A 20,309-nucleotide genomic window follows, 5' to 3' on the forward strand; every position below is an offset into this window, starting at 1 on the left:
TCAGGCGGCGCGCTGCAGCGGCGCCGTGTCCAGCCTTTCTTCCAGCAGCGCGAAGATGTCGTCCTTCGACAGCACGTAGCGCTCCAGCAGCTCGTCCTTGATGGACTCCATGGCGGCCCGGTAGTCGCCGATGGCGCCCAGCGTGTAGCTGTAGAGCTGGTCCGCCTTGGCTTCCACTTCGGCCATCGTGTGCTCGTTGTTGTCGCGCTTGAACTGGCTGTAGTCCAGCTTGGAGCGCGTGTACATCGACAGCTGGTTGACCATGGTGTCGAGCAGGCGCGTGGCTTTCTGGATGTCGTTCTGGCTGCCGACGGAGATGCCGCGCGCGCCGTAGAACAGCTCTTCCGCCGCCACGCCGCCGTACAGCTGGATCACGTCCTGTTCCAGTTCCTCCAGCGTGCGCAGCGCCATGTCGTCGCCGGCCGACAGCACATAGCCCAGCGCGCCCAGCTTGGACACCGACTCGGTGCTGATCTTGAGCAGGTGCGATTTTTCCTTCACCTCGTGCAGCGGCAGGCCCTGGCGCAGATACGGGTCGATCTGCATGAAGAAGTGGCCCAGCTCGTGCAAGGCGATGCGCTCGCGTTGGCGGGTTTTTTCGGCCGTGGTGGCGCGGTCGGTCAGGCCTATGGTGGCGCGCTCGAAGGCGCGGAACATCAGGTCCGTGTCGATGATCTTGCCTTCCTGGATGGCGATCATGCTGGCGCGCTCCACCACCGTTTCCAGCAGCGCGGGGCTGAGGTTGGCGGTGATCTCGGCCACCTGGTCCAGGTCCAGCTTGGGCCAGTCGACGCAGCCTTCCTGCTTGCGCTTGAGGAAGGACGCGAGCAGCTGCGCGCGCTCGTTCTTGTTCGGCAGGCGGAAGTTGATCTTCACCGAGAAGCGGCGCAGCATGGCCTCGTCCATCTGCGAGCTGCTGTCGTCGAAGTTGGAGGCCACCACCCAGATCACGTGCGCGCCTTCTTCCTTCTTCACGCCGTCGAGCAGGCCGAGCAGGGTGTTGGCGGTGTCGTCTTCCCATTTCTTTTCGCCGCGTCCGCGCGGCATGAACAGCCCCTGCGCCTCATCCAGGAAGATGATGCAGGAGCCGCGCGCGCAGGCTTTCTTGTACAGCGCGTTGAGCGCCTTGGAGCCGCCGCCGATATAACCCGATTCCAGCGCCGAGCCGGAGGCCTGGATCAGCGGCATGTTGAGGCGCTTGGCCAGGTAGCCGGCCAGCTTGGTCTTGCCGGTGCCCGCCGGGCCGGTCAGCATCACGTTGAAGGGCTTGTCGATGTTGTGCGACTGGTAGACGCGGCGGTTGCGTATCATGTCCTCCAGGTGCAGCACTTCCTGCTTGATGTCGTCCATGCCGATCAGGTCGTCCAGGCTGCCCTTCAGCTGGTCCGGCGTGATCACGCTGGCGTTCATGCCCATGCCGGGCAGGCCGAATTTCAGCCCCAGCAACAGCAGCAGCACCACGGTGATGTCGAACGCGTGGCGCTGCAGGAAGTCGCGCGCGGGCGCGAGCGCGCCGCCGTCGTCCTGCAGCACGGCCTTGTGGCTGGCCAGCCAGTCTTCCTGCGCGATGCCGTAGGGAATGGCGTTGCGCAGCAGCACTTCGCGCTCCAGGCTCAGGTGGGAGGTGCTGGGCACTTTCACCACGTGCAGCTCGGGCGCGTCCTTGAACTTGTAGATGTAGCGCGGCGCGTCCGACAGCGGCTTGGCCACCAGCAGGTAGTCCAGGCGCGCGCGCTGGCCGGCCAGCGCGGTGATCTCGGCGATGTTCTGCGAGCGCAGCACCGGCGCGCCGTCCTGCTCCACATTGCTGCGCCAGGCGGCGATGGCGATGGCCAGCACAATGACGGCCAGCAGGGCGACACGGACCCAGGTGTTCCTGAGTGCGAGCTGAAGCTTGTAGATGTTGAACATGGTGTTGGACTCTGCGGACTGCCGGCGGGCTGGGGCCGGGATGTCGTATGGGGCTGGGCGCAGGGTGGGGCGGTGACCAGCATTGCTAGCCAGCACTATAGCGTGCTCTGCCTGTTTTGTGTGCAGTTTGCGCGAGAAATATCAGCCTGCGGCGACACGTGGACAGCTTGATAATGCCTTGATTACAAGGACTATTTTTGTTTTTCCAACTGTGCGTACTTGCGTTCCAGGCGGCTGAGGGTGCCGTCGCGGCGCATGCTGTCCAGGGCCGCGTTCATCTTGTCGGCCAGCGCGTCCGGCAGGGCCGGGTTGCAGGCCAGGTAGACTTTAACCTTGTGGAAACTGAGCAGCGGGGCCAGCTCGCCGCGCTCGATTTCGGGGAATTGCGCCAGCGCGTTGCTGCCGGCGCGCATGCCGATGGCCCACAGGTCTATGCGCTTGAGCAGCAGCTTCTTGGGGTTGGAGGCGTCGTTCTGCACCGGCTCCACGTTGAAGCCGCGCGCGCGCAGGAACTCGTCGCGCGCGTCGCCGTTGTAGGTGCCGATGCGCAGCGGGCGGGCGTCCTCCAGCGTGCGCAGCGGGAAGGCGTGGTCGGTGCGGCCGATGAACACCCATTCGGCCTCGTCGGTGGGGCCTATCCATTTGAACTGCTGTTCGCGCTCGGGCGTGCGGGAGGTGGAGTAGACGCAGGTGTTGGGCTGGCGTTGCGCCAGGGTGTAGGCGCGCTTCCAGGGCAGGATGTCGATCTGGTAAGGCACGCCGGCGCGGGCCAGCAGCTCGCGCACTTTCTCCGTTTCGCGGCCGGTGACTTGCTCGCCGTCCTTCCAGCTGGCGGGCGGACTATGCTCGCCAGCAATGAACAACGTTTCCGGCGGGCCGGCGAAGGCTTGCGCGGCGCTGAAACACATTGCCAGTAAAGTAACTCTTATTGCCATGACGATTCTCGTGATTGCGCACAGCATAGCACGGCAACAGCGCGCGAGCCCTTACTCCACGCGGCGGTACAGCCTGAATCGCTCTTGGCGGTCGGAGGCGCGGCGGCCGTCCCAGATCTGCTCCCAGTGCGGCGCGCGGTACTGCGGCGCCAGCTCCAGGCTGTCCTCGATGCGGATGTTGTCTTGCAGCAACAGCAATGGGCAATGCGCGCCCGGCTTGCCGAACGGCAGCTTGCCGAAGTAGACGAAGGCGGCGCGCTGGGCCGGGCCCACATTGGTTTCCACGCAGCCGACGCCGGCCGGCAGCGCGGCGGCGGCCTGGCGCGCCACGGTGGCGTAGCTCTTGCTGTAGTTGGCGGCCGGCAGGAACAAGGTCATGGCCAGCACCCACACCAGGATCAGGCCGCCGGACGACAGCACCACGGCGCGCCACAGCACGGCGGGCTGGCGCGACAGGCGCCAGTGCACCAGCAGGAACCAGCCCACGGTGGCGCAGAAGGCCACCAGCACGGCCGGGGTGTGGAATTCGGGCGTGAAGCCGGGCACCAGCTTGAGCGCGTTGTGGGCCGCCTTGGCCGGCCAGCCGGTCAGCATGGCGCTCCAGAACAGCCACAGGATGGCGGCGCACAGCGTCAGCACCATGACGGAGAACCAGTCGATGGCGTTGATGGCGCCGCGCTTCATGGTCAGCAGGCCGAAGGCCGCCATGATGGCCAGCGGCGGCAGCAGCAGCAGCAGCTGGCCCTGCTCGGGCGCGGGATGGAACAGGGCCAGCAGCGCGGCCATGCTGGCGAAGGTGACCGGCACCACGATGTGCAGCACGCGGGTCTGGCGGCGCCAGGCGTACACGGCCCAGGCGGCGAAGGGCCAGGCCGGCCAGAAGAACCATACGCCCACGCGCAGGAAATAGGCCAGCGACTGCGGCGACGGCAGGCTGATCTGGGCGTAGTTCCATTGCATCCACGCGGCCAGCTGCTCGCCGCCGTTGGTGAGCACGGCGGGCAGCAGCCACGGCAGGGTGGCCAGCGCGCCCACGGCGGCGGCCACGGCCAGGTCGCGCAGGGTGCGGCGGGCCGGCATGGCCAGGAATTGCGCGCACAGGAACAGGGCCAGCAGCAGGAAGGCCGGCGCCAGCCAGCCGCGCGCCAGCACCATCAGGCCAAGCGCCAGGCCGATCAGGGCGGCGTTGCGCAGCGAGGGCAGTTCCATGTAGCGCACCGAGCGGTACAGCAGCAGCGACAGCAGGGCCACCTGCAGCGGCTCGGCGGTGGTGACGTGGCTCTGCACCAGCAGGCCCAGGCAGCCCAGGTAGATCAGGCTGGCCGCGTCGGCCAGGGTGCGGCCGAAGTCGTCCGGCGCGGGCTGGCCGCCGAAGGCCAGTTTCAGGGGCTGGGCGTCCTGGCGGCGGCCCAGCGCGAAGGTGACGTACCACAGCGACAGCACGCCCAGCAGGAAGACGAAAATGGTCGACACGCGCGCGGCCAGCACGTCGCCGAGCAGCCAGCTGAACAGCTTGATGCAGGCGGCGCCCAGCCAGAACGCCAGCGGGCCTTCGTCGGGCATGGGCAGGCCGGCGATGTTCGGCCACAGCCAGTCCTGCAGGCCGCCCTGCGCCATGGTCCACATGATGCCGAAGCTGGCCGCGTCGTCGCTCTTCCACGGTTCGCGCCCGATCAGGCCCGGCAGGATGTAGAGCAGGAACAGGGCGTAGATGGCCCAGCGGGGCAGGGCGAGCGTGGCGGCGGCGGGCAGACGGACAGGCTTCATCGGCAGGGGCGCAAAAAGGAATGAGTATGAATGAAAAAAAGGCAGCCGTAGCTGCCTTTTTTCGTGCATTGAGGCAGATTAGCCTGCTGCAATCGCGGTCTTGGAACCGACTTTGCCGAACTTCTGGCGGAATTTTTCCACGCGGCCGGCGGTGTCGACGATCTTGTGCTGGCCAGTGAAGAACGGGTGCGATTCCGAGGAAACCTCGATCTTCACCAGTGGGTATTCTTTGCCTTCGTGCGTGATGGTGTCACGGGTGCCGATGGTCGAACGGGTGATGAATTTGAAGTCGCACGACAGGTCGTGGAACACAACTTCGCGGTAGTCTGGATGGATTTCTGGTTTCATGTGCTTCTCTCTAGGTGTGGGTAGCCAAACAGCACTTCGTCGGTCGTCCAGCTTCTTGACCCGATTGCCGCTCACTTGCCGGTGGTTAAAAACAACCGTCGATTATACAGCGGATAAAAAAAAGCGGCAAGCCGCCGGGGTTGCCCCCGCGTGCTTGCCGCTTTGTCATGCTGCTGCGTGGCGAATCAGCCGCCGCGACGCATCATGTCGAAGAATTCCAGATTGGTCTTCGTGGCCTTCATCTTGTCGAGGATGAACTCCATCGCTTCGATCTCGTCCATCGAGTACAGCAGCTTGCGCAGGATCCAGATCTTCTGCAGCTGGTCGGCCTTGATCAGCAGTTCCTCGCGGCGGGTGCCGGACTTGTTCAGGTTGATCGCCGGGTAGACGCGCTTCTCGGCCAGGCGGCGCTCCAGGTGCACCTCCATATTGCCGGTGCCCTTGAATTCCTCGTAGATCACGTCGTCCATGCGCGAGCCGGTTTCGATCAGCGCGGTGGCGATAATGGTCAGCGAGCCGCCCTCTTCGATGTTGCGGGCCGCACCGAAGAAACGCTTCGGACGCTGCAGCGCGTTGGCGTCCACACCGCCGGTCAGCACCTTGCCGGAGGCAGGGATCACGGTGTTGTAGGCGCGCGCCAGGCGGGTGATCGAGTCCAGCAGGATGACCACGTCTTTTTTCATCTCGACCAGGCGCTTGGCTTTTTCCAGCACCATCTCGGCAACCTGCACGTGGCGGGTGGCCGGTTCGTCGAAGGTCGAGGCGACCACTTCGCCGCGCACCGAGCGCTGCATCTCCGTCACTTCCTCTGGACGTTCGTCGATCAGCAGCACGATCAGGGTCACGTCCGGGTGGTTGGCGGTGATGGCGTGCGCAATGTGCTGCAGCATGACCGATTTGCCGGACTTCGGCGAGGCCACCAGCAGGCCGCGCTGGCCCTTGCCGATCGGCGAGATCAGGTCGACGATGCGGCCGGTGATGTTCTCGGCGCCGTTCATCTCGCGCTCCAGGCGCAGCGGCTCGTTCGGGTGCAGCGGCGTCAGGTTCTCAAACAGTATGCGGTGCTTCGAGGCTTCCGGCGATTCGCCGTTGACCTTGTCTACCTTGACCAGTGCGAAATAGCGCTCGCCGTCTTTCGGCGTGCGCACTTCGCCTTCGATCGAATCGCCGGTGTGCAGATTGAAGCGGCGGATTTGCGAAGGCGAGATATAGATGTCGTCGGTCGACGCCATGTAGGACGCGTCCGGGGAGCGCAGGAAGCCGAAGCCGTCCGGCAGCACTTCCAGTGCGCCGTCGCCGAAGATCTGCTCGCCGGATTTGGCGCGCTTCTTCAGGATGGCGAACATCAGTTCCTGCTTGCGCAGGCGGGCCGCGTTGTCGATGTCCAGGCCGATCGCCATCTCCAGCAGAGCGGAGACGTGTAAGGCCTTGAGTTCAGATAGATGCATATGTGTGAGTGTCCCGTGACGGGAAGAAAAAGGTAGGGGAGGGAACTGCGTGGGGTTGATCAAAGAGGGAACTGGTGTGGCCCATTTCCCGGCCAAGCAGGCGGTGCTGCGGGCGCAGCGCCGCCTATCTTACTTAAATATTGCTGTCGATGAAAGAGGTCAGCTGGCCTTTTGCCATCGCGCCGACTTTTTGCGCCGCCGGCACGCCGTTCTTGAACAGGATCAGCGTTGGAATGCCGCGGATGCCGAACTTGGCCGGAATGGCCTGGTTGGAGTCCACGTCCAGCTTGGCGATGGTCAGCTTGCCGTCGTATTCCTTGGCCACTTCTTCCAGGATAGGGGCGATGCTCTTGCAAGGACCGCACCATTCGGCCCAGAAATCGACCAGCACTGGGCGGTCGGATTTCAGCACGTCGGCTTCAAAGGAGGCATCGGAAATGTGTTTGATGTTTTCGCTCATGTTTTTCCCTCAATGGGAGCTAGGGGTTAGTTACGCCTGGATGATTAGCCATTGTCGCTGGATATCGTCTGGACGCTGCCGGGTTACAGGCCGCAGATGGAGACGTATTCCATGAATTCAACAGATGCCCTAAAAGATGGCAAGAGGATAACAGGCGGGAGATAGCTCAAATAATAACGCATTTTTGCCGCCTGTGCGGAAAATGCTGCTGTTGTTGCACAGCAACGCTTTAACGGGCCGGCGCGGACCGGCGGTGCGCGGCCGCCAGCGCCACCAGGCGCTCCAGTTCGGCCACCGCCACCGGCTTGCTGCAAGCGCCCAGGATGGCCAGCCCCTGGGCCATGGCCAGGCGCTCGGCGGCCCGCAGCACGCCCGCGTCCATGCCCGACAGCAGCACCACCGCGCCCCGGTAGCTGGCCTCGGCCGCCAGGCGCAGGAACTCGATGCCGTCCATGTCCGGCATGGACAGGTCGCAGATCAGCAGGTCCGGCGGGGCCTGCGCCAGCAGCGCCAGCGCGGCCTTGGCGGAACTGGCGCCGGCCACGTCGAAGCTGCCGAGTTCGTCGAGCATGTCTTCCAGCAGGGCCAGCATGAAGCTGTCGTCGTCCAGCAGCAGCACGCGCAGCGGGGTGGCCTGGGCGGTGCTGGTTTCTTGGCTTGTTTCTTGACTACTCATTGCACGCTTTTTAGTTATCGTTGGCGAAAGTGGTGTTGTTCATGATGACCTCGGTCACCTGGTCGAGCAGCGGCCACAGGCCGGCGCACAGCGCGCGCGCCTGGGCCAGCTCGTCCTGCGGGCTTTGCCCCGGCACCGATGGCAGCTGTTCCAGCGCCAGGCACAGCTCGGCCATGCCGAAGGCGCCCACGGTGCGCGCCGAGGACTTGATGCGGTGGCCCAGTTCGCGCAAGCGCACCACGTCGCCGCGCGCCAGCGCCGCGTCGATCTCCTCGAAGCCGGCCTGCGTGGTCTGCAGGAACTTGAAGGCGAACTTGCGTATCTTTTGCGGATTGTAGCCGAGCAGCTGGGCCAGGACCGACAAATCGATCACCGCCGGGTCGCCCGCCAGCGTGGGCCGGAAGGCCGGCGGGCGCGGGCGCGGGCGCGGCGCCGCCGCGGGGGCGGGCGCGCCGCCGTCGGACTGGCCGCCGTCTTCCCCGGCGCGCTGGGCCGGCAGCCAGTTGGCGATGGTCTGGTACATCAGCGCCGGCTGGATGGGCTTGGAGATGAAGTCGTCCATGCCGGCGTCCAGGCAGCGCACCCGGTCGTCGCTGGTGGCGGTGGCGGTCATGGCCAGCACGCGCAGCTCGGCCAGCGCGGGGTCGGCGCGGATGCGGCGGGTGGCCTCCAGGCCGTCCATCAGCGGCATCTGCACGTCCATCAGCACGCAGTCGAAGCTGGCCTGGCGCAGCAGGGCCAGCGCCTCCTCGCCGTTGTTGGCCAGGCATACCGAGCTGCCCGCCTCCTCCAGCATTTCCAGCGCGATCTGCTGGTTGAAGGTGTTGTCCTCCACCAGCAGGATGCGGGCGTCCTTCAGCGTGGCCATGACGGCGGCGCTGCGCGCGCTGGCCACCAGCTCGGCGGCGGCGTCGCTCACGCTGTTGATAATTTCGGGCACCGCGCGCGGCGACACGCCCAGACTGGCCGTGAACCAGAAGGTGCTGCCCTGGCCCGGCGCGCTGCGCACGCCGACCTCGCCGCCCATCAGCTGGGCCAGCTGCTTGCAAATGGCCAGGCCCAGGCCGGTGCCGCCGTATTCGCGCGTGGTGGAGGTGTCGGCCTGCTGGAAGGACTGGAACAGCTTGCCCATTTCCTCCTCCGACAGGCCGATGCCGTGGTCGCGCACCTCGAAGCGCACCAGGCAGTGCGCCGCGTCGCTGACCGCGTTGACCACTTTCACGACGATGTGGCCCTGTTCGCTGAACTTGATGGCGTTATTGGTGTAGTTGATGAGTACCTGGCCCAGCCGCAGCGGGTCGCCGCGCAGCACCGGCGGCAAGGTGGGGTCGAGCTCGAACAGCAGGTTCAGGCCCTTGCCGGCCGCCTTGGGCGCCACCACCGTGGTCAGGGTCTGGATCACATGGTCGAGCGCGAAGTCGACCTGCTCGATCTCCAGCTTGCCGGCCTCGATCTTGGAAATGTCCAGGATGTCGTCGATGATGCCCAGCAGGTGCTCGCCGGCGAAGCGGATTTTTTCCAGGTAGTCGCGCTGGCGCGGGTCGAGGTCGGTCTTCAGCGCCAGGTAGGCCATGCCGATCACGCCGTTCATCGGGGTGCGGATTTCGTGGCTCATATTGGCCAGGAACTGGCCCTTGGCCAGGCTGGCTTCCTCGGCCACCTGCTTGGCCTGGTCGAGCTGCTCGGTGCGCTGCGCCACGCGCTCCTCCAGGTGCTCGTTCAGCTCGCGCAGCGCCTGCTCGGCCTGCTTGCTGTCGGTGATGTCGATCGACATGCAGATCAGGTAGGCCGGCTGGCCGCGCTCGTCGAACACCGGGTTCTTGAAGGTGCGCAGGTGGCGCTGGTCGCGCAGCGTGGGGTTCCACACGGTTTCCTCGTAGTCCAGCATCACGCCGCCGGCGAAGGCGGCCGCGTCGCGCGCGCGGAAGGCGGCCAGCTCGTCGGGCGAGTGGAAGGCGCTGTCGTCGCCGCCCATCAGCTCGTCGAAGCGGTAGCCGAATTGCGCCTCGCAGGCTGGGTTCATCAGCAGGAAGCGGCCGTCCGGCGCCTTGATGAACAGGCCGGTGGGCATCATCTTGATGATTTCCTGCAGCCGCTGCTCACCCTGGCGCAGCGCGTCCTCGCTGCGCTTGCGGTAGCTGATGTCGGTCAGGCTGGCCACCGCCATCGGCGTGGCGCCCAGCTCGTCGCGCATGGGCTCGGCGTTCACCGACAGCCAGCTCAGGCCGCCGTCCGCCTGGCGCACCCCCATCACCACGCCGCGCACCGACTGGCCCGACACCAGCGCCAGGTAGACCGGATGCGCGTCGCGCGCAAAGGGCTGGCCGTCCTCGTGCACGCCGGGCCACAGGCCGGCGCCCGGGTGGGCGGCCGTGCCCAGCATGCGCGCGGCGGCCGCGTTGCTCTCCAGGATGAGGCCGTCGCCGTTGAGCACCACCAGGCCGTTGGTGACGGCGTTGAAGACGGAGGCCATGCGGCGGCTGGAGTTGCGCAGCGCCTGGTCGGCCAGGCGGCGGTCGTTGATGTCGGTGATCATGGCCAGCGTGCCGGCGTAGGCGCCGCTGCCGTCGTTGACCAGGGTGGTCGACAGCAGGCCCCACATCGGCGTGTGGTCCTTGCGGAAAAAGCGCACGTCGCCCTGCTCGGCTTGGCCGGAGCTGCGCCGGCGCTGGTGGCGCAGCAGCATGGCCTGGCCGTCCTCGTCCATGAAGGCGCTCATCGGCCGGCCCACCATCTCCTCGGTCTCATAGCCCAGCATGCGCGCCATGGTGGGGTTGACGAAGGTGGTCTGGTCGCTGGCGTCGGTCATCCAGATGCCTTCGGCGGCGGTCTGCACGATCAGGCGGTAGCGCTCGGAATTGGCCTGCAGCGCCTCCTCGGCGCGCTGGCGCTGGGTCATGTCGCGCAGCGACAGCACGGCCAGGCCCTGGCCGGCCATTTGCAGCGGCGCCAGCTGCACCATGGCGGGGAAATGGCTGCCGTCCTGGCGGCGCGCGGTCAGCACGCGGCCGGGCAGGCCGTGCCGGCTGAACAGCTCGCGCGGGCGGCCCGGCGCGCTGCGCATGGTGTCGGGCACCAGCTGCTCGAGCGACAGGCCGGCCATCTGTTCCGGGGCGTAGCCGAAGCACTGGGCGCAGGCGGCGTTGGCCTGGCGCACATGGCCGTGGCGGTCGGCTAGCAGCATGGCGGCCGGCGTGGCCTCCAGGATGGCGGCCACGCGCGCCTCCTCGGCGGCGGTGCGCTCGCTGATGTCGCCCAGCGTGCCGGTCAGGCGCAGCGCGCGCCCGCTGCCGTCGCGCGCCACCACCATGCCGCGCGCCAGCACCCATTTCCAGCTGCCGTCGCGGCAGCGGATGCGGAACTCGCAGGACAGCGCGGTGCGCTCGGCCGCGTCGGGCGCCGGTTCGGCCGCCGGCAGCATGAATTCGTTGCCCACGCGGGCCAGGTCGTCCGGATGCACCAGCGCCATCACGGCCTGGGTGTCGGGCTTGAACTCGGCCGGGTCGTAGCCCAGGATCTCGCAGTAGCGCGGCGACAGCGTCAGCTCGTCCTCCTGCGGCAGCCAGTCCCACACGCCGTCGCCGGTGCCTTCCAGCGCGAAGCTGGTCAGCTGCTCGGCCTTGCGGGCGCGCTCGCCGGCCGCGGCCAGCTCGCGGCCCAGGCGGCGCAGGCGCAGCGAGCCGGCCACCGCCAGCAGCAGCACCAGCAGCGCCAGGCCGGCGCCGTACTGCCAGGCCAGCGTGCTGGGCGGGGGCTGGTACAGGAAACCTTCCAGCGTGAAGCCGGCCGGCATCATGCCCAGCCTGGCGTAGGTGTCGGCGATGGCGCGCCAGCGCGCCGGATTGCTGTAGCCCAGTTCGATGAGCCGCTGCTCCAGCAGCGCGCCGGTCTGCTGGGCCTCGAACATCAGGTGCTCGCGGCTGTGGCTGTTGGGATAGCGGGCGCGTATCAGGTCGGCGATTTCGCCGGGGTGGGCCATGGCGTACTGCCAGCCGCGCAGGGTGGCCGCGCGCATGGCGGCGGCGCGCTTGGGATGCTCGCGCAGCTCGCTCTCGGTGGTGTACAGGTTGTCGCCGTAAAAATCGATGCCGGCCGAACGCGGCGATACGATGTCGTAGCGTAGATTGCTGCGGTCGAGCAGATAGGGCGCCTCCGAGGTGTAGCCCGACATGGCGTCCACCTTGCCGTTGATCAGGTCGTCGAGGTTGAAGCTGTGCGGCAGGTTGTGCAGCGCGGCCAGGTCGACTTTTTGCTGCTTCAGGTAGGCGCGCAGTTCGTCGTTGCTATTGGCCAGCATCAGGCGCTTGCCGCGCCAGTCAAACGGCTTGCCGCCCTCGCCGCGCCGCACCAGCAGCGCCGCCGCCGAGTGCTGGAAGATGGAGGCCAGCACCACCACCGGCTGGCCGGCCGCGCGTTTGAGCAGCAGGGTGCTGTTGCCCACGCCGTACTGCGCTTTGCCGTCCAGCACGGCCTGCACCGGATCGGTGCCGGGCTGGGCCTCGCGCAGGGTGACGTCCAGCCCGGCGTCGCGGTAGTAGCCCTTGTCCTGCGCCGCGTAGTAGCCGGCGAACTGGAACTGGTGCAGCCATTTCAGCTGCACCGTGATGGGTTCGGCCGCCCCGGCGCCGCCCGCCGCCAGGGCGCCGGCCAGCGCGCAGGCCAGTGCGGCCGCCCAACGCAGGCGGCGCCGGCCGGGCGGCAAACTGGGCTGAAGACGGCGGTGCGGCAAGAGCTTCCCTTTCACAATGGAGCGGGGCAGCAGCCCCGTCATGTCCAGTCAACTATAGCATCGAAGTTTTAACAAAAGCGTTTACTTCTTGCCGTCCGGGCACAAGCTTGCAGCCGGCTAGCGGCATGCAAGCCGTGGCCCTCCGGCGTCAGGCGAAACTGCCGGCGAACTGGTAGCGGTGGCCGGGGTGCCACATGGTGGCGGTGGACGCCACCTGGCCTGCCGAGCGGGTCTGGCGCTTGAGCACCAGGCAGGGCTGGCGGGTGTCGATGGCCAGCATGTCGGCGATGTCGCGCGGCGGGCTGAGCGCTTCGATGCTGTAGGTGGCCCCTTGCAGCGGCGCGGCGGCCATCAGGTATTCGTTCGGCGTGACGGCGGCGAAGTCCTGGCTCATATAGAGCGGGGCGCAGGCCGGGTTGACCCAGCGGTCCTCCACCTGGATGGGCACGCCGTTTTCGAAGTGGATGATGACGGAATGGAACAGCACCGAAGCGGGCGGCAGCTCGAACTGCTTGGCCAGCAGGTCGCCGGCCTTGCTCTGCTCGAGCAGCTGCAGGCTGCTGCGGTGGGCGTGGCCGCGCGCGCGCACCTCGTCGGCGATGCTTTTGATTTCCAGCAGCGTGGCCTGGTATTTTTGCTGCGCCACATAGGTGCCGGAGCCCTGGCGGCGGGTGAGCACCTGCTCGGCGGTCAGTTCGCGCACGGCGCGGTTGACCGTCATGCGCGACACGCCGAACTGCTTGACCAGCGCCTGTTCGGACGGGATGACATCGCCTTCCTTCCACACGCCGGCGGCGATCTGCTCGAGCAAATGGTCCTTGATGCGCTGGAAGATGGGAGTGGTTTCGGCTGCCTGTTCGCTGGTGTGCTGGTTCATGTGGTGATTTTAGCATTGCGCAGGGGCATCAGGGCATGAATTCAAAAGCAAGAGCCGGAGTGCGGCAGCCTTGGCGGCCCGATAGCATGGCCCCATAATGACACCATGACGGAGCAGGCCATGAAACCCATCTTCACCAATGACGAGCAGCGCTGGGCCGCCGTGCAGCAGCGCGACGGCCAGGCCGACGGCCAGTTTTACTATTCGGTGCGCACCACCGGCATTTACTGCCGCCCGTCGTGCGGCTCGCGCCCCGCGCTGCGCGGCAATGTGCGCTTCCACGCCACGGCGCAGGAGGCCGAGGCGGCCGGCTTCCGCCCCTGCCTGCGCTGCAAGCCGGACCAGCCGCCGCTGGCCGAGCGCCAGGCCGCCCTGGTGGCGCGCATGTGCCGCCTGATCGACGAGGCCGAGAGCGAGCCGGACCTGGCCAGCCTGGCCGAGGCGGGCGGCATCAGCCGCTTCCATTTCCACCGCATCTTCAAGGCCCACACCGGGCTCACGCCCAAGGCCTACGCGGCCGGCGTGAAGCAGCGCCGCATCCAGGCCGGACTGGCCGGGCAGGCCAGCGTGACGGACGCCATCTACGCCGCCGGCTTCAACTCCAGCGGGCGCTTTTACGCGCAGTCCTCCGGCGCCCTGGGCATGACGCCGACCGCCTACCAGGCCGGCGGCAGCGGCGCGGCGATCCGCTTCGCCGTGGCCGAGTGCTCGCTGGGCGCCATCCTGGTGGCCAGCACGGACAAGGGCATCTGCGCCATCCTGATCGGCGACGACCCGGACGCGCTGGCGCGCGACCTGCAGGACCGCTTCCCGAAAGCGGAGCTGATCGGCGCCGAGCCGGATTACGAACAGGTGGTGGCGGCGGTAATCGGCATGGTGGAGGCGCCCGGCATCGGCCTGGCCCTGCCGCTGGACGTGCGCGGCACCGCTTTCCAGCAGCGCGTTTGGCAAGCCTTGCGCGAGATCCCGGCCGGGCAGACCGTCAGCTACGCCGAACTGGCCGAGCGCGTGGGGGCGCCGCGCGGCGCGCGCGCCGTGGCGGGCGCCTGCGCCGCCAACGCCATCGCCGTGGCGATTCCCTGCCACCGCGTGGTGCGCAACGACGGCAGCATTTCCGGCTACCGCTGGGGCGTTGAGCGCAAGGCCGAACTGCTCAAGCGCGAAGGCGCCAAATGAGCGCCTCCATCCCGTCCGACTCCCGTAGGGCGGGTCCGTTGACCCGCCATGCCGGCGGCCCCGCGCCGCGCGCTTTCACCGGCCTGGGCGCGCGCTGCGTAGCGCTGGACTGGCCGCGCATCGCCCACGACCTGGACGCCCACGGCTGCGCCCTCGTCCCCGGACTGCTGGCCCGGGACGAGTGCGTCCGCCTGGCCGGCGCCTACGCCAAGCCCGAGCTGTTCCGCAGCCGCGTGGTGATGGAGCGCCACGGCTTCGGCAAGGGCGAATACCAATACTTCGCCTACCCGCTGCCCGGCCCCATCGCCGAACTGCGCGCCGCCCTGTACCCGCCGCTGGCGCACATCGCCAACCGCTGGTACGAAGCCATGCAGCTGGAGCCGCGCTTCCCGCCCGCGCATGCGGACTTCATCGGCCGCTGCCACGCCGCCGGCCAGACCCGTCCCACGCCCCTGCTGCTGCAATACCGCGCAGGCGACTACAACTGCCTGCACCAGGACCTGTACGGCGACCACGTCTTCCCCCTGCAAGCGGCGGTGTTGCTGTCCCAGCCGGGCGCGGACTACGAAGGCGGCGAATTCGTGCTCACCGAGCAGCGCCCGCGCATGCAGTCGCGCGCCGAAGTGGTGCCGCTGGAGCAGGGCGATATGGTCATCTTCCCCGTCTTCCACCGCCCCGTGAACGGCACGCGCGGCAGCTACCGCGTCAACATGCGGCACGGCGTGTCCCGCCTGCGCAGCGGTTCGCGCCACACCCTCGGCATCATCTTCCACGATGCCAATTAAGAAGGGCCGCCAGGGCAAAACTTCGCTACACTCTCCATCTTGCTTTTGAATCCAATGGAGATGCCCTGATGCGCCTGACCACCCTGATGCTTGCCCTCGCCGCAGCCCTGCCTGCCGCCGCCAACGCCGCCACCGTGATTGACAACGCCAACGGCTACACGCTCAACGCGGCCGGAAAACTGGTGAAGTTCACCGCGCTGGCGTATGACGATGCGGGCAGGATCATCGCAGTGGGCAGCAGCAAGGCGGTGGCGGCCAAGGCCCCCGCAGGCGCGGCGCGCATCGACATGCAGGGCAAGACCGTGCTGCCCGGCCTGATCGACGCGCACGGCCACGTGTTCGGCCTGGGCGAAGTGGCCACCAGCGCGGACCTGTACAGCCCCGCCACGCTGGCGGCGGCGCTGCAGTCGGTGGCCGCGTTCAGCAAAGCCAATCCGCAGCGCGCCTGGGTGATGGGCAAGGGCTGGAACCAGGAAATCTGGAAGCTGGGCCGCTTCCCCACCGCTGCGGAACTGGACGCCGTGGTGGCCGACCGTCCCGCCGTCATGGAGCGCGTGGACGGCCACGCCATCTGGGTCAACAGCAAGGCGCTGCAGCTGGCCGGCGTGACGCGCGAGACGCCGGACCCCGCCGGCGGCAAGATCGAGCGCGACGCGCAAGGCAACGCCACCGGCATCCTGATCGACGGCGCCATGGACCTGGTGAACAAAGTGCTGCCCGCGCCCACCGAGGCCGAATCGCGCGGTGCGCTCGATGGCGCGCTGGCGCTGATGGCCAAAATGGGCCTGACCGGCGCGCACGACGCAGGCATAGGCGTGCGCGAAGACCGCTTGTTCCGCGACTACGCCGACCACGGCAAGCTCACCACCCGCATCTACGCCATGATAGGCGACACCACCGCCGACTTCGACCAGCTGTCGAAGCAGGGGCCGATGCAAAGCTACGCCAACGGCTTGTACGCGCTGTCGGCGGTGAAGCTGTACTCGGACGGCGCGCTGGGCAGCCGGGGCGCCGCGCTGATCGCTCCCTACAGCGACGCGCCGCACACGCACGGCCTGCTGTTCTACAAGAACGAGGAAATGCTGGCCAAGATGGAAAAAGCCATGAAGGCCGGCTACCAGGTCAACGTGCACGCCATCGGCGACGCGGGCAACCACCAGATCCTGGACGCCTACGCCGCGCTGCTGAAGAAATACCCGGCCGCCGCCGCGCAGCGCCACCGCATCGAGCATGCGCAGGTGGTGACGCCGGCCGACATCCCGCGCTTCAAGGAGTTGGGCATCATCCCGTCCATGCAGCCCACGCACGCCACCTCGGACCAGAACATGGCCGAGCAGCGCGTCGGCCCGCAGCGCATCAAGGGCGCGTATGCCTGGCACACCTTCCTCAAGCAAGGCTCGAAGATCGCCTGCGGCTCGGATTTCCCGATTGAATCGCCGAATCCGCTGGCCGGCATCCACGCGGCGGTAACGCGCCAGGACGGCAGCGGCCTGCCGGCCGGCGGCTGGTACAAGAACGAAGCCATGACGCTGACCCAGGCCTTCCGCTGCTTCACCCTGGACGCCGCCTACGCCGCGCGCCAGGAAAAAGAAGTGGGCTCGCTGGAAGCCGGCAAATGGGCCGACTTCATCGTCACCGACGCCGACTTGTTCAAAGTCCCGGCGACGGCGATCGGCAAGATCACCGTCCTGCAAACCTGGGTCGCCGGCAAGCAAGTATACAAACGTTAAGCAAACCCGCCGCAAGCCGAGCTGAGCCGCATTCGGGGTCAGACCCCGAATGCGGCTCAGTCCGTCTGAGGTGTTAGAAATGGGTTGACTTGGTTGTCTATACAACTTATGCTGGGAAGATGCGCGGAGGGCGCGTGGCGGTCCTATGCTCCTCCGCATCACCTGCTACCAAGGAGACGATATGAGCACTTCCCTCGCCAACGATCCACGTTTCGACGCCAGCCGCAATATCCGCGCACCGCGCGGGCCTGAGCGTGTCTGCAAGACCTGGGGCGCGGAAGCGGCCTATCGCATGCTGCAGAATAATCTCGACAACGAAGTGGCCGAGAACCCGCAGCACCTGGTGGTGTACGGCGGCATCGGCCGCGCGGCCCGCAACTGGGCGTGCTATGACCAGATCCTGGCATCGCTGAAGGACCTGGAAGCGGACCAGACCCTGCTGATCCAGTCCGGCAAGCCGGTCGGCGTGTTCCAGACCCACGAGGACGCGCCGCGCGTGCTGCTGGCGAATTCCAATCTGGTGCCGAAGTGGGCCAACTGGGAACATTTCAATGAACTGGACCGCGCCGGCCTGTTCATGTACGGCCAGATGACGGCCGGCTCCTGGATCTATATCGGCACCCAGGGCATCGTGCAGGGCACTTACGAGACCTTCGCCGAAGCGGGCCGCCAGCACTTCGGCGGCGACCTGGGTGGCCGCTGGATACTGACGGCGGGCCTGGGCGGCATGGGCGGCGCGCAGCCGCTGGCGGCCACCTTCGCCGGCGCCGTGTCGCTCAACATCGAATGCCAGCAGAGCAGCATCGACTTCCGCCTGCGCACCAAATACCTGGACAAGCAGGCCGCTTCCATCGACGAGGCGCTGGAACTGGTCAAGCACCACACCGAACGCAAGGACGCGATTTCCATCGGCCTGCTGGGCAACGCCGCCGAGATCCTGCCGGAGCTGGTCAAGCGCGCGAAAGCGGGCGGCCTGGTGCCGGACATGGTCACCGACCAGACCTCGGCGCACGACCTGGTCAACGGCTACCTGCCGCGCGGCTGGAGCGTGGCGGACTGGAAGGCCGCGCAGCAGGACCCCGAGCGCCACCCGCGCCTGGTGGCCGCCGCAGCCGATTCCTGCGCCGCCCACGTGCAGGCCATGCTGGAGTTCCAGCAGCTGGGCGCCAAAGTGGTCGACTACGGCAACAACATCCGCCAGGTGGCCTTCGACCACGGCGTGGAAAACGCGTTCGACTTCCCCGGCTTTGTGCCCGCTTACATCCGTCCGCAGTTCTGCGAAGGGCGCGGCCCGTTCCGCTGGGTGGCGCTGTCCGGCGACCCGGAGGACATCTACAAGACCGACGCCAAGATCAAGGAACTGTTCCCGCACCACGCGCAAGTGCACCGCTGGCTGGACATGGCGCGCGAGCGCATCGCCTTCCAGGGCCTGCCGGCGCGCATCTGCTGGCTGGGACTGGGCGAGCGCCATATCGCCGGTCTGGCTTTCAACGAGATGGTGCGCAACGGCGAGCTGAAAGCGCCTGTCGTCATCGGCCGCGACCACCTGGACACCGGCTCGGTGGCCAGCCCCAACCGCGAGACCGAAAGCATGAAGGACGGCACCGACGCCGTGTCCGACTGGCCGCTGCTGAACGCGCTGCTGAACACCGCCGGCGGCGCCACCTGGGTCTCGCTGCACCATGGCGGCGGCGTGGGCATGGGCTATTCGCAGCACTCCGGCGTGGTGATCGTGGCCGACGGCACCGACGCCGCCGCCAAGCGCCTGGCGCGCGTGCTGGTGAACGACAGCGGCTCGGGCGTGATGCGCCACGCGGACGCGGGCTACGAAACGGCAGTCGCCTGCGCCAAGCGCAATGGCCTCAACCTCCCAATGATCAAGTAAGCGAGCACCACATGACTCAAGCACAAAACAGCACCTGGACCCTGAACCCCGGCAAGATGACGCTGGCCGAACTGCGCGCCGTATGGACCGCGCACGCGCCCGTCGCGCTGGCCGCCGAAGCCTATCCCGTCATTGAAGCGTCGGCCGCCGCCGTGCGCGCCATCGTGGCCAAGGGCGACGCCGCCTACGGCATCAACACTGGCTTCGGCCTGCTGGCCAAGACCCGCATCCCGGACGAGAAGCTGGAGCAGCTGCAGCGCAACCTGATCCTGTCGCACTCGGTCGGCACCGGCGAGCTGCTGTCGGACGCCGTGGTGCGCCTGATCCTGCTGATGAAAATCGGCAGCCTGGCGCGCGGCTACTCGGGCGTGCGTCCGCTCATCGTGGACACGCTGCTGGCGCTGTACAACAAGGGCGTGATGCCCGCCATCCCGGCCAAGGGCTCGGTGGGCGCCTCCGGCGACCTGGCGCCGCTGTCGCACATGACGCTGGCCATGCTGGGCGTGGGCGAGGTGCGCTACCACGGCAAGCTGATGCCCGCGCTGGACGCGTTGAGGGAAGCCGGCATCGCCCCGGTGGTGCTGGCCGCAAAAGAGGGCCTGGCGCTGATCAACGGCACCCAGGTGTCCAACGCACTGGCGCTGCACGGCCTGTTCATGGCCGAGCGCCTGCTGGAAGCGGGCATGGTCACCGGCTCGCTGTCGCTGGACGCCGCCAAGGGCAGCGATTCGCCGTTCGACGCGCGCGTGCATGAAGTGCGCGGCCAGCCGGGCCAGATCGCCGCCGCCGCCATTTACCGCGAACTGGTGACGGACAGCGCCATCCGCGCGTCCCACCTGGTGGGCGACGAGCGCGTGCAGGACCCGTACTGCCTGCGCTGCCAGCCGCAAGTGATGGGCGCCTGCATGGACATCATCGCCAACGCCAGCCGCACCCTGCTGATCGAAGCGAACGCCGTCACCGACAACCCGCTGCTGTTCAAGGACGGCGACAGCGCCGTGGTGGTCTCGGGCGGCAATTTCCACGCCGAGCCGGTGGCCTTCGCGGCCGACACGCTGGCGCTGGCCATCGCCGAGATCGGCAGCATTTCCGAGCGCCGCATCGCGCTGCTGATCGACGCCACGCTGTCGGGCCTGCCGCCCTTCCTGGTGCGCGATCCGGGCGTGAACTCGGGCTTCATGATCGCCCACGTGACGGCCGCCGCGCTGGCCTCCGAGAACAAGTCGCTGGCCCATCCGGGCAGCGTGGACACCATCCCGACCTCGGCCAACCAGGAAGACCACGTCTCCATGGCCACCTACGCGGCGCGCCGCCTGGACGACATGGCGCACAATACGGCTGTCATCCTCGGCATCGAGCTGCTGGCGGCGGCGCAGGGCATCGACTTCCACCGTCCGCTGAAGACCTCGCCGCAGCTGGAGCATGTGCACGCGCAGCTGCGCGCACAGGTGCCGTTCTTCGACGCGGACCGCTTCTTCGCGCCGGACATCGAGGCGGCCAAGCAGCTGGTGCTGAAGGGCGACCTGAGCGCCAATTGCAAGCACCTGTTCACGCCGCTGCATCCTTAACCGGCCCGGAGGGA

General features: G+C 67.5%; 14 protein-coding genes. 5 read left to right on the top strand and 9 right to left on the bottom strand.

The genetic code is table 11. The annotated features are described in order from the left end of the window. From AC07S4_RS11660 to hutC, 9 genes are all read right to left on the bottom strand, one after another. Complete coding sequence (locus AC07S4_RS11660; protein ID WP_494986807.1) at positions 1-1,911, bottom strand: AAA family ATPase; 1,911 nt, start codon at positions 1,909-1,911, stop codon at positions 1-3. Positions 1,912-2,102: 191 nt separating this feature from the next. Next, positions 2,103-2,819 carry a substrate-binding periplasmic protein gene (locus tag AC07S4_RS11665; protein WP_494986808.1) on the bottom strand — a complete coding sequence of 239 codons (717 nt, stop codon included), beginning with the start codon at positions 2,817-2,819 and terminating at the stop codon, positions 2,103-2,105. Between the two features lie 78 nt (positions 2,820-2,897). Next, positions 2,898-4,613 (bottom strand): ArnT family glycosyltransferase, encoded by a 1,716-nt coding sequence (locus AC07S4_RS11670; protein WP_494986809.1) that lies wholly within the window; start codon positions 4,611-4,613, stop codon positions 2,898-2,900. Positions 4,614-4,691: 78 nt separating this feature from the next. Beyond that, entirely contained in the window at positions 4,692-4,961 is a 270-nt protein-coding gene (locus AC07S4_RS11675; RefSeq protein ID WP_161072854.1) for a type B 50S ribosomal protein L31, read from the bottom strand. Between the two features lie 185 nt (positions 4,962-5,146). Continuing rightward, on the bottom strand, positions 5,147-6,409 hold the full coding sequence (gene rho, locus AC07S4_RS11680) for a transcription termination factor Rho (protein WP_057153038.1): 1,263 nt from the start codon (positions 6,407-6,409) through the stop codon (positions 5,147-5,149). A gap of 133 nt (positions 6,410-6,542) precedes the next feature. Further along, positions 6,543-6,869, bottom strand: coding sequence for a thioredoxin TrxA (gene trxA, locus AC07S4_RS11685; protein ID WP_161072853.1), 327 nt, complete (start codon positions 6,867-6,869; stop codon positions 6,543-6,545). A 229-nt stretch (positions 6,870-7,098) separates the two neighbouring features. Further along, positions 7,099-7,545: a response regulator gene (locus tag AC07S4_RS11690; RefSeq protein ID WP_494986810.1), complete on the bottom strand. Its 447-nt coding sequence runs from the start codon at positions 7,543-7,545 to the stop codon at positions 7,099-7,101. 10 nt (positions 7,546-7,555) lie between these two features. Then, entirely contained in the window at positions 7,556-12,274 is a 4,719-nt protein-coding gene (locus tag AC07S4_RS11695) for a PAS domain S-box protein (RefSeq protein WP_494986811.1), read from the bottom strand. Positions 12,275-12,422: 148 nt separating this feature from the next. After that, on the bottom strand, positions 12,423-13,151 hold the full coding sequence (gene hutC / locus AC07S4_RS11700; RefSeq protein ID WP_494986812.1) for a histidine utilization transcriptional repressor HutC: 729 nt from the start codon (positions 13,149-13,151) through the stop codon (positions 12,423-12,425). Between the two features lie 120 nt (positions 13,152-13,271). On the opposite strand from hutC, the gene ada reads away from it, so the two are divergent. From ada to hutH, 5 genes are all read left to right on the top strand, one after another. Next, positions 13,272-14,327, top strand: a complete 1,056-nt coding sequence (gene ada / locus AC07S4_RS11705; protein ID WP_494986813.1) for a bifunctional DNA-binding transcriptional regulator/O6-methylguanine-DNA methyltransferase Ada — start codon at positions 13,272-13,274, stop codon at positions 14,325-14,327. Further along, complete coding sequence (locus AC07S4_RS11710; protein WP_494986814.1) at positions 14,324-15,112, top strand: 2OG-Fe(II) oxygenase; 789 nt, start codon at positions 14,324-14,326, stop codon at positions 15,110-15,112. The genes ada and AC07S4_RS11710 overlap by 4 nt, the downstream gene beginning before the upstream one ends. 68 nt (positions 15,113-15,180) lie before the next feature. Then, positions 15,181-16,842 carry an amidohydrolase gene (locus AC07S4_RS11715; RefSeq protein WP_494986815.1) on the top strand — a complete coding sequence of 554 codons (1,662 nt, stop codon included), beginning with the start codon at positions 15,181-15,183 and terminating at the stop codon, positions 16,840-16,842. Between the two features lie 181 nt (positions 16,843-17,023). Next, positions 17,024-18,727: a urocanate hydratase gene (gene hutU / locus AC07S4_RS11720; protein ID WP_494986816.1), complete on the top strand. Its 1,704-nt coding sequence runs from the start codon at positions 17,024-17,026 to the stop codon at positions 18,725-18,727. An 11-nt stretch (positions 18,728-18,738) separates the two neighbouring features. Next, positions 18,739-20,295 carry a histidine ammonia-lyase gene (gene hutH, locus AC07S4_RS11725; RefSeq protein ID WP_494986817.1) on the top strand — a complete coding sequence of 519 codons (1,557 nt, stop codon included), beginning with the start codon at positions 18,739-18,741 and terminating at the stop codon, positions 20,293-20,295. The last annotated feature ends 14 nt before the right edge of the window (positions 20,296-20,309 follow it).

The sequence above is a fragment of the Pseudoduganella sp. GW821-FHT05F09 genome (assembly GCF_059419605.1).

Coding starts and splice junctions, on each gene's coding strand:
- ada (WP_494986813.1), top strand. CDS start 13,272: ATGAAACCCATCTTCACCAATGACGAGCAGCGCTGGGCCGCCGTGCAG.
- AC07S4_RS11690 (WP_494986810.1), bottom strand. CDS start 7,545: ATGAGTAGTCAAGAAACAAGCCAAGAAACCAGCACCGCCCAGGCCACC.
- AC07S4_RS11665 (WP_494986808.1), bottom strand. CDS start 2,819: ATGTGTTTCAGCGCCGCGCAAGCCTTCGCCGGCCCGCCGGAAACGTTG.
- rho (WP_057153038.1), bottom strand. CDS start 6,409: ATGCATCTATCTGAACTCAAGGCCTTACACGTCTCCGCTCTGCTGGAG.
- AC07S4_RS11670 (WP_494986809.1), bottom strand. CDS start 4,613: ATGAAGCCTGTCCGTCTGCCCGCCGCCGCCACGCTCGCCCTGCCCCGC.
- AC07S4_RS11660 (WP_494986807.1), bottom strand. CDS start 1,911: ATGTTCAACATCTACAAGCTTCAGCTCGCACTCAGGAACACCTGGGTC.
- hutH (WP_494986817.1), top strand. CDS start 18,739: ATGACTCAAGCACAAAACAGCACCTGGACCCTGAACCCCGGCAAGATG.
- hutU (WP_494986816.1), top strand. CDS start 17,024: ATGAGCACTTCCCTCGCCAACGATCCACGTTTCGACGCCAGCCGCAAT.
- AC07S4_RS11675 (WP_161072854.1), bottom strand. CDS start 4,961: ATGAAACCAGAAATCCATCCAGACTACCGCGAAGTTGTGTTCCACGAC.
- AC07S4_RS11715 (WP_494986815.1), top strand. CDS start 15,181: ATGCGCCTGACCACCCTGATGCTTGCCCTCGCCGCAGCCCTGCCTGCC.
- trxA (WP_161072853.1), bottom strand. CDS start 6,869: ATGAGCGAAAACATCAAACACATTTCCGATGCCTCCTTTGAAGCCGAC.
- AC07S4_RS11710 (WP_494986814.1), top strand. CDS start 14,324: ATGAGCGCCTCCATCCCGTCCGACTCCCGTAGGGCGGGTCCGTTGACC.
- hutC (WP_494986812.1), bottom strand. CDS start 13,151: ATGAACCAGCACACCAGCGAACAGGCAGCCGAAACCACTCCCATCTTC.